11 protein-coding genes are annotated in these 12,410 nt (G+C 63.1%); 8 read left to right on the top strand and 3 right to left on the bottom strand.

Annotation, left to right across the window (positions count from 1 at the left end; genetic code table 11):
• Positions 1-109: 109 nt before the first annotated feature.
• From BGP85_RS24365 to BGP85_RS24345, 5 genes are all read left to right on the top strand, one after another.
• Positions 110-1,018 carry a carbohydrate ABC transporter permease gene (locus BGP85_RS24365; RefSeq protein WP_103445513.1) on the top strand — a complete coding sequence of 303 codons (909 nt, stop codon included), beginning with the start codon at positions 110-112 and terminating at the stop codon, positions 1,016-1,018.
• Entirely contained in the window at positions 1,011-1,856 is an 846-nt protein-coding gene (locus BGP85_RS24360) for a carbohydrate ABC transporter permease (protein ID WP_103445512.1), read from the top strand. The genes BGP85_RS24365 and BGP85_RS24360 overlap by 8 nt, the downstream gene beginning before the upstream one ends.
• Positions 1,857-1,859: 3 nt before the next feature.
• Positions 1,860-3,014: an ABC transporter ATP-binding protein gene (locus tag BGP85_RS24355; protein WP_103445511.1), complete on the top strand. Its 1,155-nt coding sequence runs from the start codon at positions 1,860-1,862 to the stop codon at positions 3,012-3,014.
• Positions 3,015-3,055: 41 nt separating this feature from the next.
• Positions 3,056-4,399 (top strand): carbohydrate porin, encoded by a 1,344-nt coding sequence (locus tag BGP85_RS24350; protein WP_103445510.1) that lies wholly within the window; start codon positions 3,056-3,058, stop codon positions 4,397-4,399.
• Positions 4,400-4,516: 117 nt separating this feature from the next.
• A complete protein-coding gene (locus BGP85_RS24345) occupies positions 4,517-5,371 on the top strand; it encodes a D-hexose-6-phosphate mutarotase (RefSeq protein WP_103445509.1) in 855 nt (284 codons plus the stop codon).
• Here BGP85_RS24345 and hexR read toward each other — a convergent pair.
• The gene (gene hexR / locus BGP85_RS24340; protein WP_177326722.1) at positions 5,364-6,227 is read right to left on the bottom strand and encodes a DNA-binding transcriptional regulator HexR; all 864 of its coding nucleotides are present in this window, start codon (positions 6,225-6,227) and stop codon (positions 5,364-5,366) included. The genes BGP85_RS24345 and hexR overlap by 8 nt on opposite strands.
• Before the next feature lie 211 nt (positions 6,228-6,438).
• On the opposite strand from hexR, the gene zwf reads away from it, so the two are divergent.
• The 3 genes from zwf to BGP85_RS24325 are packed head-to-tail and all read left to right on the top strand — an operon-like array spanning position 6,439 to position 9,306.
• A complete protein-coding gene (gene zwf / locus BGP85_RS24335) occupies positions 6,439-7,908 on the top strand; it encodes a glucose-6-phosphate dehydrogenase (protein WP_103445508.1) in 1,470 nt (489 codons plus the stop codon).
• The gene (pgl, locus tag BGP85_RS24330) at positions 7,895-8,608 is read left to right on the top strand and encodes a 6-phosphogluconolactonase (protein WP_103445507.1); all 714 of its coding nucleotides are present in this window, start codon (positions 7,895-7,897) and stop codon (positions 8,606-8,608) included. Before zwf ends, pgl begins: the two co-directional genes overlap by 14 nt.
• A 17-nt stretch (positions 8,609-8,625) precedes the next feature.
• Entirely contained in the window at positions 8,626-9,306 is a 681-nt protein-coding gene (locus BGP85_RS24325; protein ID WP_103445506.1) for a bifunctional 4-hydroxy-2-oxoglutarate aldolase/2-dehydro-3-deoxy-phosphogluconate aldolase, read from the top strand.
• A 212-nt stretch (positions 9,307-9,518) separates the two neighbouring features.
• Here the strand turns inward: BGP85_RS24325 and leuA are convergent, their stop codons facing one another.
• Positions 9,519-11,192, bottom strand: coding sequence for a 2-isopropylmalate synthase (leuA, locus tag BGP85_RS24320; protein ID WP_103445505.1), 1,674 nt, complete (start codon positions 11,190-11,192; stop codon positions 9,519-9,521).
• Between the two features lie 390 nt (positions 11,193-11,582).
• A complete protein-coding gene (locus BGP85_RS24315; protein WP_103445504.1) occupies positions 11,583-12,410 on the bottom strand; it encodes a M23 family metallopeptidase in 828 nt (275 codons plus the stop codon).

Raw genomic sequence — 12,410 nt, 5'->3', positions numbered from 1 at the left:
CCCACAGGTTCGGCGCCCTGCCCAGGACCTGTGGTGAGCAGGCCCACTGTGGGAGCGGGCATGCCCGCGAAGCGGTGCAAAGCACCGCCCGTACCTCGAGATTCACAACATGACAACAACAACCGCCCAACTGCGGGCCTCCCCCCTGGATGCGCTGCAGCGCTGGCTACCGAAACTGGTGCTGGCGCCGAGCATGTTCATCGTCCTGGTGGGCTTCTACGGCTACATCCTGTGGACCTTCATCCTCTCCTTCACCACTTCGACCTTTCTGCCGACCTACAAGTGGGCAGGCCTGGCGCAGTACGCCCGGTTGTTCGACAACGACCGCTGGTGGGTGGCAAGCAAGAACCTGATGCTGTTCGGTGGCCTGTTCATCACCATCAGCCTCGCCATCGGCGTGCTGCTTGCCGTGCTGCTGGACCAGCGCATCCGCCGCGAAGGCTTCATCCGCACCATTTACCTGTACCCCATGGCGTTGTCGATGATCGTCACCGGTACCGCCTGGAAGTGGCTGCTCAACCCCGGCATGGGCCTGGACAAGTTGCTGCGCGACTGGGGTTGGGAGGGCTTTCGCCTGGACTGGCTGATCGACCCTGACCGGGTGGTGTACTGCCTGGTGATCGCCGCGGTGTGGCAGGCTTCGGGCTTCATCATGGCGATGTTCCTCGCCGGCCTGCGCGGGGTTGACCCGTCGATCATCCGCGCTGCACAGATCGACGGTGCCAGCCTGCCGCGCATCTACTGGACCGTGGTGCTGCCCAGCCTGCGCCCGGTGTTCTTCAGTTCGCTGATGATTCTTTCGCACATTGCCATCAAGAGCTTCGACCTGGTGGCGGCAATGACAGCCGGTGGCCCGGGCTACTCCTCCGACCTGCCGGCAATGTTCATGTACTCCTTCACTTTCAGCCGCGGCCAGATGGGCATGGGCTCGGCCAGTGCCATCCTCATGCTCGGGGCGATCCTGGCGATCCTCGTGCCGTACCTGTACTCGGAGCTGCGGAGCAAGCGCCATGCATAGTCTTTCGGAAAAACCAGCGCTGAGCCTGAGCCGCATCACGATCCATGCGGTGCTGCTGATCGCCGTGCTGTTGTACCTGGTGCCGCTGGTGGTGATGCTGCTGACCAGCTTCAAGTCGCCGGAAGACATCAGCACCGGCAACCTGCTGAGCTGGCCCGCCGTGATCACTGGCATCGGCTGGGTCAAGGCCTGGGGCACGGTCAGTGGTTACTTCTGGAACTCGATCATGATCACCGTGCCGGCGGTGCTGATCTCTACCAGCATCGGTGCACTGAATGGCTATGTGTTGTCGATGTGGCGCTTTCGCGGCTCGCAGCTGTTCTTCGGCCTGCTGCTGTTCGGTTGCTTCCTGCCGTTCCAGACAGTGTTGCTGCCGGCGTCGTTCACCCTTGGCAAGCTGGGCCTGGCCAGCACCACCAGCGGCCTGGTACTGGTGCACGTGGTCTACGGCCTGGCGTTCACCACGCTGTTCTTCCGCAACTTCTACGTGAGCATCCCCGATGCACTGGTCAAGGCTGCGCGCCTGGACGGCGCCGGCTTCTTCACTATCTTCCGCCGCATCATTCTGCCGATGTCGACACCAATCATCATGGTCTGCCTGATCTGGCAGTTCACCCAGATCTGGAATGACTTCCTGTTCGGCGTGGTGTTCTCCAGCGGCGACTCACAGCCGATCACCGTGGCCCTGAACAACCTGGTCAACACCAGCACTGGGGCCAAGGAATACAACGTCGACATGGCGGCGGCGATGATCGCCGGCCTGCCAACCCTGTTGGTCTACGTGGTGGCAGGCAAATATTTCGTCCGCGGGCTCACGGCCGGCGCGGTCAAGGGGTAAGTCATGGCAACGCTCGAACTTCGCAATGTGAACAAGACCTACGGCAGCGGCCTGCCAGACACCCTCAAGGACATTCAGTTGTCGATCAAGGACGGTGAATTCCTGATCTTGGTCGGCCCCTCGGGCTGCGGCAAATCGACCCTGATGAACTGCATCGCTGGCCTGGAAGACATTACCGGCGGCGCGATCCTCATCGACGAGCAGGACGTCAGCGGAATGAGCCCCAAGGATCGCGACATCGCCATGGTGTTCCAGTCCTACGCGTTGTACCCGACCATGAGCGTGCGCGAGAACATTGAATTCGGCCTGAAGATTCGCAAGATGCCGCAGTCGGCCATCGATGAAGAAGTGGCGCGGGTGGCCAAGCTGCTGCAGATCGAGCACCTGCTCGCACGCAAGCCGGCGCAGCTGTCCGGTGGCCAGCAACAGCGAGTGGCCATGGGCCGGGCGCTGGCGCGGCGGCCGAAGATCTACCTGTTCGACGAGCCGCTGTCCAACCTCGACGCCAAGCTGCGGGTCGAGATGCGCACTGAAATGAAACTGATGCACCAGCGCCTGAAGACCACCACGGTGTATGTCACCCACGACCAGATCGAGGCTATGACCCTGGGCGACAAGGTGGCGGTGATGAAGGACGGCATCATCCAGCAGTTCGGCACGCCACAGCAGATCTACAACGACCCGGCCAATCAGTTCGTCGCCAGCTTCATCGGCTCGCCACCGATGAACTTCATTCCAGTGCGCCTGGCCAAGCAGGACGGGCGCCTGTTGGCGGTGCTCGACAGTGGCCAGGCGCGCTGCGAACTGCCGTTGGGGCCGGCCAACGATGACCTCGACGGTCGCGAGATCATCCTCGGCATCCGCCCCGAGCAGATCGCCCTGGGCGCAGGTGAGGGCAATGGCCTGCCCGGTATCCGCGCCGAAGTGCAGGTGACCGAGCCCACCGGGCCGGACCTGCTGGTGTTCGTCACCCTCAACCAGACCAAGGTCTGCTGCCGCCTGGCGCCGGACATCACCTGCCGGGTGGGCGAAAGCTTGCACCTGCAGTTCGATCCGGCACGGGTGCTGCTGTTCGACGAAGGCAGCGGCGAACGTTTGCACCTGGCCAGCAGCAATACTGCCGTAAAGGACAACGTGGCTCACTTCAAGGGCCGCTAATTCGTCTACACCATCAATAAGAAAAAAGAGGACGCAAAGGGATGGAACAGCGCAATCGCATCAGGACCTTGGGTTCACTGGCCCTGCTTGCCGTGGTTGGCAGCAGCGGCGTGCAGGCTGCCGAGGCATTTTCCAGCGAGTCGAAATGGATGACCGGCGATTGGGGCGGTACCCGCACCGAACTGCTGGACAAGGGCTACGACTTCACCCTCGACTACGTGGGCGAGGTGGCCGGTAACCTCCATGGCGGCTACAACGACGACAAGACCGCCCGCTACAGTGACCAGTTCGCGCTTGGCGCCCACCTGGATCTGCAGAAGATCCTCGGTTGGCACGATGCCGAGTTCAAGCTGGCGATCACCGAACGCAGTGGCCGCAACCTGTCCAACGACCGCATCAGCGACCCGCGCGCCGGGCAGTTCAGCTCGGTGCAGGAAGTGTGGGGCCGTGGCCAGACCTGGCGGCTGACGCAGATGTGGGTCAAGCAGAAGTACTTCGACGGTGCGCTGGACGTGAAAGTCGGCCGCTTCGGTGAGGGGGAGGACTTCAACAGCTTCCCCTGCGACTTCCAGAACCTGGCCTTCTGCGGCTCGCAGGTGGGCAACTGGGTCGGCAGCATCTGGTACAACTGGCCGGTCAGCCAGTGGGCACTGCGGGTCAAGTACAACATCACCCCGGAATTCTTCGTACAAGTCGGCGCCTACGAGCAGAACCCGTCGAACCTGGAGACCGGCAACGGCTTCAAGCTCAGTGGCAGTGGTACCAAGGGGGCAATCCTGCCGGTCGAGATGGTCTGGTCGCCCAAGGTCAATGACCTGCCGGGTGAATACCGCCTGGGTTATTACTACAGCACCGCCAAGGCCGATGACGTATTCGAAGACGTCAACGGCAACCCGCAGGCGGTCACCGGCCAGGACTTCAAGTCGCATTCGAGCAAGCACGGCTGGTGGGTGGTGGCGCAGCAGCAGGTCACCGCCCATGGTGGCGACATCAATCGCGGCCTGAGCCTGTTCGCCAACTTCACTGTGCACGACAAGGCCACTAACGTGGTCGACAACTACCAGCAGGTCGGCCTGGTCTACAAAGGGGCTTTCGACGCCCGGCCCAAGGACGACATCGGCTTCGGCGTGGCACGCATTCATGTGAACGATGACGTGAAGAAACGCGCCGAGCTGCTCAATGCCCAGAGCGGTATCGACGATTACGACAACCCAGGCTTCGTGCCGCTGCAGCGCACCGAGTACAACGCCGAGCTGTACTACGGCTTCCACGTCACCAACTGGCTGACCGTGCGGCCCAACCTGCAGTACATCAAGAGCCCGGGCGGTGTGGACGAAGTCGACAACGCGCTGGTCGCAGGTTTGAAGATTCAGTCGTCTTTCTAAGCGAACTTGTTGTAAATTTACGCCAATCCAAATTCGGCTCCCGGCACCCACTGGCTTGCAGTGGTTGTCGGGGATGGGCCGAGATAGCGCTATCTCAAACAACAAGAGCTTGGAACCATGCCTGAACATCCGCTACATCGCTTCTTTTCCTCGCAGCGGCCGCGGCCGACATTCGAGTGGGAGCGTTACCAGCAGCGCGATGTGCTGATCATCGACCATCCCCGTTGCCAGGCGGTATTCAGCCGCCAAGGCGCGCAACTGCTGCACTTCCAGCCAGCTGGTGAGCGGCCCTGGCTGTGGTGCGCCGAGCAATGGCCGCAGGTGGGCGCCATTCGCGGTGGTGTGCCGGTGTGCTGGCCCTGGTATGGCCGCCATCCCAGCGAAGACCTGTGGCCAGCCCATGGCTGGGCGCGCTTGCTGGACTGGAAGCTGGTGGACAGCCGCGAAGACGAGGAGGGCGTCAGCCTGAAGTGGCGGCTGGACCTGTGCGACTGGCAGGTAGACCTGCACGCCAGGCTCGGCAACCGCATGGAACTAAGCCTGAGCACCGAGCACCAGGACAGTGAACCTTGCCAGCTGAGCCATGCGCTGCTGGCTTACTGGCGTATCAGCGACGTGTCCGAGATAGCGCTGTCTGGGCTCGAGGATATCGAAGGCTATGACCGCCTGAGCCGCCAGGCCTGCCGTGAAGACGGCGCGCTCAAGCTCAAGGGTGGCTGCCAGAAAGTCTACCCGGGCACGCCACGGGTGCAGCTGCAGGACCCGGCCTGGGAGCGGGAGCTGTGCATCGACACCGGCGACAGCGACGATACCGTGGTCTGGCACCCGGGCAATCGGCCGCTGATGGGCGTCAGCGGCCGTGAGTGCCAGGGTTTTGTCTGCGTCGAGGCGGCCAGTGGCAGTGGCGAGGGCCTGAGCCTTGCGCCGGGGCAGCGAGCGCACCTGCGGCTGCAGGCGCACCGGCTCAGTTGAGTTCGTCGTCCTCGATCGGGTAGCGGCTGGCGTTGAGGCTTTCCTTGATCTTGCGCAGGTGCGGCTGGAAGTCCACGCCGCGGCGCAGGGTCATGCCGGTGGCCAGCACGTCGAGCACGGTCAGCTGGATGATTCGCGAGGTCATCGGCATGTAGATATCGGTGTCTTCCGGCAGCGGGATGTGCAAGCTCAGGCTGCAGGCCTGGGCCAACGGCGAGCCGGCAGCGGTCAGGCCGAGCACCGAGGCGCCGTTTTCCCGGGCCAGGCGTGCTACTTCGACCAGCTCGCGGGTGCGCCCGGTGTAGGAGATGATCACGAACAGGTCGCCGGTGTGTGCCACCGAGGCCAGCATGCGCTGCATCAGCACGTCGGCATGGGCCGATACCGCGAGGTTGAAGCGGAAGAACTTGTGCTGGGCATCGAGGGCCACCGGCGCCGAGGCGCCGAGGCCGAAGAAGTGGATCTGCCGGGCCTGGATCATCATGTCCACGGCGCGGCTGACCTGTTGCGGGTCCAGTTGCTGGCAGGCGCTGTCGAGCGAGGCGATGGCACTGCCGAAAATTTTCTGGGTGTAGGCTGCCGGGTCGTCGTCGGCTTCCACCGCACGGCTGACATACGCTGCGCCGCTGGCCAGGCTTTGCGCCAGCTGCAGCTTGAGTTCCGGGTAGCCGCTGACGCCGAACGAGCGGCAGAAGCGGTTGACAGTCGGTTCGCTGACCTTGGCCGCCTGGGCCAGCGCGGCGATGCTGAAACGGGTGGCTTGTTGCGGGTTGAGCAGGATGACTTCGGCGACTTTGCGTTCGGCCTTGTTCAGCTCGTCGAGGCGTCCCTGGATCTGTTCCAGGAGGTTTCGCACGCGGTCCATGGGTGTGTCCTTGGGTCGAGAAGACAGCCGGCTGTGGGAGCAGCAGGCTTTTTGCACGGTCGTCTATCGTACTGTCGGTGCGATTGGCGTACCACTTGTCTGTAACGCTTGCGTGTAATGTTGTGGTTTTTACTACATTATCCCTTGAAAACCGTGTGTGAAAGCGGTATTCCTAGACCAACTTTAGGAAAGAACCAACATCATGGCTGCGATCAGTGTCGAACCTTGCACCTTTGCCCTGTTTGGCGCCCTTGGCGACCTGGCATTGCGCAAGCTGTTTCCTGCGCTCTACCAGCTCGACCGTGCCAACCTCCTGCACGCGGACACCCGCCTGCTGGCGCTGGCCCGCGAGGCCGGCAGCGCCGAGGCTCACCTGAACACCATTGAAACGCACCTGCGCCGGCATGTGGCCGAAGCTGAAATCGAGCCCGCCGCGTTGGGGCGCTTCCTCGGCCGCCTGCGCTACCAGCACCTGGACTTCCTGCAGCCCGAGGGCTACCAGGCCCTGGCCGAACAACTGGCTGCCGAGCAGCCGCTGATCGCCTACTTTGCCACGGCGGCGGCCGTCTACGGCGCCATCTGCGAGAACCTCGACAAGGCTGGCCTTGCCGCTCGCACCCGGGTGGTGCTGGAAAAACCCATCGGCCATGATCTGGAGTCATCACGGCGGGTCAACGATGCCGTGGCGCGCTTCTTCCCTGAAACCCGGGTCTATCGCATCGACCATTACCTGGGCAAGGAGACGGTGCAGAACCTGATCGCCCTGCGTTTTGCCAACAGCCTGTTCGAAACCCAGTGGAACCAGAATTCCATCTCCCACGTAGAGATCACCGTGGCGGAGAAGGTCGGCATCGAGGGCCGCTGGGGCTACTTCGACAAGGCCGGCCAGTTGCGCGACATGATCCAGAACCACTTGCTGCAATTGCTCTGCCTGATTGCCATGGACCCGCCCAGCGAGCTGTCGGCCGACAGCATCCGTGACGAGAAGGTCAAGGTGCTCAAGGCGCTGGCACCGATCACCGGCGAAGGCTTGAGCACCCGGGTGGTGCGCGGTCAGTACATCGCCGGCTATAGCGACGGCAAGCCGGTGCCGGGCTACCTGGAAGAAGACAATTCCAATGCCCAGAGCGACACCGAAACCTTCGTCGCCCTGCGCGCCGACATTCGCAACTGGCGCTGGTCGGGCGTGCCGTTCTACTTGCGTACTGGCAAGCGTATGCCGCAGAAGCTGTCGCAGATCGTCATCCACTTCAAGGAAACGCCGCACTACATCTTCGCCCCGGAACAGCGTTTGCAGATCGGCAACAAACTGATCATCCGCCTGCAACCGGACGAAGGCATATCCTTGCGGGTGATGACCAAGGAGCAGGGCCTGGACAAGGGCATGCAACTGCGCAGTGGCCCGCTGCAGCTGAATTTTTCCGACACCTGGCGCAGTGCGCGGATTCCGGATGCCTACGAGCGCTTGCTGCTCGAAGTGATGCGCGGCAACCAGAACCTGTTCGTGCGCAAGGACGAGATCGAGTATGCCTGGAAGTGGTGTGACCAGTTGATCGCCGGCTGGCGCAACGCGGGCGATGCGCCCAAACCTTACGCGGCGGGGTCCTGGGGGCCGATGAGCTCGATTGCATTGATCACGCGCGATGGGAGGTCGTGGTATGGCGATATCTGAATTGAAGCTGCCAGCGGTCGTGCAGGTGCACGACCTGGCGGATGCCAATGCACTGGCCGCAAGCCTGGCCCATGACGTGGCCGAACGCCTGCGTGCAGCCATTGCCGCCAAGGGCCAGGCCTGTGTGGTGTTGTCTGGCGGTCGCAGCCCGGTGTCGTTCCTCGAGAAGCTGGCCGGCAAACAGCTGGACTGGGCCAAGGTCACCGTCAGCCTGGCCGACGAGCGCTGGGTGCCGGTGGAGCACGCCGACAGCAATGCCGGCCTGCTGGCCCGCCACTTGCTCAAGGGCGCTGCCGGCAAGGCCCGCTTCGTCGGGCTCTATCAGCAGGCCGGAACCCTCGACGCGGCCGCAGACAGTGCCGACCAGGCCTTGGCCGAGCTGCCACCGATCGATGCACTGGTGCTGGGCATGGGCGACGATGGCCATACCGCCTCGCTGTTCCCGGGCAGCCCCAACCTCGCCGCAGGCCTGGCCCCGAACAGCACGCGCCGTTGCCTGCCGATGCTGGCCCCGAGCGTGCCGCACCAGCGCCTGTCGATGACCCGCTCACTGCTGGCCAGCGCGGCATTCATCGCGCTGTCCGTGCAAGGCCCGGGCAAACTCGCTACCCTGCGCGCCGCGCTGGCGGGCAACGACCTTTCCGAAATGCCGATTCGCGCCTTTCTTCACGACCCCCTGGACATCTACTGGTGCCCATGAGCCAAGGATCCACTGTCATGACCACCCTTGAACGCCCACAGCCCAAGCTTTCGATGGCGGATAAAGCCGCCCGGATCGATGCAATCTGCGAACAGGCGCGCATCCTGCCGGTAATCACCATCGCCCGTGAGGAAGACATCCTGCCACTGGCTGACGCCCTGGCTGCTGGCGGTATCCGCACCCTTGAAGTGACCTTGCGTTCGCAGCATGGCCTGAAGGCTATCCAGGTACTGCGTGAGCAGCGTCCGGCGCTATGTGTCGGCGCCGGCACTGTGCTCGACCGCAGCATGTTCGCAGCGGTGGAAGCCGCTGGCGCGCAGTTCGTCGTCACGCCGGGCATCACCCAGGACATCCTCGAAGCCGGTGTCGACAGCGAGATCCCGCTGCTGCCAGGCATCAGCACGCCGTCCGAAATCATGATGGGTTATGCCTTGGGCTACCGCCGCTTCAAATTGTTTCCGGCGGAAATCAGTGGTGGTGTGGCGGCGATCAAGGCCTTTGCCGGCCCGTTCGGCGATATTCGCTTCTGCCCGACTGGCGGCGTGAACCCGGCCAACGTGCGCAATTACATGGCGCTGTCGAACGTCATGTGCGTGGGTGGTACCTGGATGCTCGACAGCAGCTGGATCAAGAACGGCGACTGGGCGCGGATCGAGGCGTGCAGCGCCGAGGCGATGGCACTGCTGGACGCCAACTGAAACTGTTGTGTGCTTTACGGCTTATGGGGCGCTTGGTCGGCGCCCCTTTTTTTGCCTGGGATTTGTACATTGCCTGTGCCGCCCCTCTCCCATGTTTGCCGCAGGGCCTGCGCAATATCTGTAGGAGCGGGCTTGCCCCGCGAAAGGGCCGGTACAGGCAAAAAAAAGCCCGCATCAAAGGATGCGGGCTTTCCTGTTCATTGCGCTACGGCTCAGGCCGCCTTGGCTTCCTGCTGGCTGAGCGAGCGGTTCAGTGCGCTGAACAGCGCCTTGAAGCTGGCGGTGGTGATGTTCTCATCGATACCCACGCCATGCACCGGGCGGCCGCCGGCCACGCGCAGTTCGATGTAGGCTGCCGCCTTGGCATTGGTACCGGCACCGATGGCGTGCTCGTTGTAGTCCATGATTTCCACGGATACTGGCAGACCGGCCACCAGGGCTTCCAGGGCGCCGTTGCCCTTGCCGCGCCAGTGCAGGGTGGTCTCGCCTTCACCGGCGACTTCCACTTCCACGGCACTGTTGCCGTTTTCTTCCTGCAGGCGGTGGCTGACCAGCGCATACGGGGCGTTGGCCTGGAGGTATTCCTTGTGCAGCAGGCTGTAGATCTGCTGGGCGGTCATTTCCAGGCCCAGGCGGTCGGTTTCACCCTGCACGACCTGGCTGAATTCGATCTGCATGCGGCGTGGCAGGCTGATGCCGTATTCCTGCTCGAGCAGGTAGGTGATGCCGCCTTTGCCCGACTGGCTGTTGACGCGGATCACCGCCTCGTAGCTGCGGCCGATGTCGGCCGGGTCGATCGGCAGGTACGGCACTTCCCACAGCTCGCCTTCCTGCTGCTTGGCGAAGCCTTTGCGGATGGCGTCCTGGTGCGAACCGGAGAACGCGGTGTGGACCAGGTCGCCGACGTATGGGTGACGTGGGTGCACCGGCAGCTGGTTGCACTCTTCGACCACTTTGCGCACGCCGTCGATGTCGGAGAAGTCCAGCAGCGGGTCGATGCCCTGGGTGTAGAGGTTCAGCGCCAGGGTCACCAGGTCGACGTTGCCGGTACGCTCGCCGTTGCCGAACAGGCAGCCTTCGGCACGGTCGGCGCCGGCCATCAGGCCCAGCTCGGTGGCGGCGATGCCGGTGCCACGGTCGTTGTGGCAGTGCAGGCTGATGATCACGCTGTCGCGACGGCTGACATTACGGCAGAACCACTCGATCTGGTCGGCGTAGATGTTCGGCGTGGAAACTTCCACGGTGGCCGGCAGGTTGAGGATGATCTTGTGCTCGGGGGTCGGGTTCCACACCTCGATGACCGCGTCACAGACTTCCTTGGCGAACTCCATCTCGGTGGCGCTGAAGGTTTCTGGCGAGTACTGGAAGGTCCACTGGGTTTCTGGCTGCTGGGCGGCATATTTGACGAACAGCTTGGCCGCGTTCACCGCGATGTCCTTCACGCCTTGCTTGTCCTGGTTGAAGACGATGCGGCGGAACGATGGGCTGGTGGCGTTGTACAGGTGGACGATGGCCTTCTTCGCGCCGCGCAGCGACTCGAACGTACGGGCGATCAAGTCTTCACGGGCCTGGGTGAGCACCTGGATGGTGGTGTCGTCCGGGATGTGGCCGTCTTCGATCAGCATGCGCACGAAGTCGAAGTCGGTTTGCGAGGCCGATGGGAACGAGGCTTCGATTTCCTTCACGCCAACCTGCACCAAGGTCTTCCAGAAACGCAGCTTCTTCTCCGAATCCATCGGCTCGATCAGCGACTGGTTGCCATCACGCAGGTCGGAGCTGCACCAGATCGGCGCCTCGGTGATGGTCTTCGACGGCCAGGTACGGTCAGGCAGGTCGATGGTCGGGAAAGCGCGGTATTTCTTCGATGGGTCTTTGAGCATGGTCATGGAAGCAATCCTTTTGTGTGCGGCCGAGATCGGGCCTGCCGAGCTGTAACGAGATGATGAGGCGAGGCGACGCGAATCAGCCTGGTAGTCGGGCGCTGACCAGGCAGAGGCTGCGATGTTGTCGGAGCAGGATGAGGGTGCTGAAGGTTTTCATGCCCTCAACCCTAACCAGTGGGCTGGGGGATGGCAAGCATTCGGAAAAAATTGAGAGGAATGCTTAAAAAAAGATATATAGCGAGATTTTATCGCTGATAAGTGGTTAAGGGGTTTAGATTATTGCGCGGTATTTTTCGATGGCGCAACAGAGCGGAAGTGATGTCGAATGTCCGGCCTCTTCGCGGGGCAAGCCCGCTCGGAGCGGGCTTGCCCCGCGAAGAGGCGCCGCCGATCTCAAGGCTGGAACGCACCAATGAAGATCGCCGGATCCACCCGCGCATCGTTCAGGCTGACATTCCAGTGCATGTGCGGCCCGGTGGCCCGCCCGGTCGAGCCCACGCGCCCGACCACATCGCCGCGGCGCAGCTGCTGGCCAACCTGCACATCGATCTTCGACATGTGGCAAAACATGCTGATGAACCCTTGCCCATGGTCGACGAACACCGTACGGCCATTGAAGAAGTAGTCACCCACCAGGATCACCTTGCCGTTGGCCGGCGTTTTGATCGGCGTGCCGGCCGGTACGGCGAAGTCCAGCCCGGCATGCGGGTTGCGCTCCTCGCCATTGAAGAAGCGGCGCACGCCGAACTTGCTCGACAGCGGCCCGCTGACGGGTTTGTCGAGGATCAGGTTGCTCGGCAGCACCGGGCTGAAGCTGCGATACGCCTTGATCTGCTCGGCCAGTTCACGGTCGATGCGCTTGAGGTCGTCCGGATTCGGGTTGACCTGGCGGGTGTTCTTCAAGGTGATGTGCTGCTCGGGGTACTTCTTGCTGCCAACGCTGAAGGGCAGGCTGCGGCCGCCCTGGGTCAGCACGGCGGTGCCGGGCTTCTGGGTCAGCGGGATGCCGACGATGGCCAGCCAGTTGTCCTGCTCCTTGACTACCAGCACCGGCTTGCCATCGAAGCGCGCGCTCGGCGCCGTTGCTGCCGGGCCGAGGTCGACCACCGCCACGCCACCGGGCACGGGCTTGTTCAGGGTGCGGGTGATGTAGCTGGCCTGGGCGCCTGCGGCCAGCAGCAGGAGGGAGAGGGCGAGCAGGGGTGCGAACAGGCGAGGCAT

Origin of the sequence: Pseudomonas putida (assembly GCF_002906855.1) — a bacterium.
GTDB lineage: Bacteria > Pseudomonadota > Gammaproteobacteria > Pseudomonadales > Pseudomonadaceae > Aquipseudomonas > Aquipseudomonas putida_N.
Note: the sequence above shows the minus strand (reverse complement) of the source record. Positions and strands in the feature narration are given on the sequence as shown.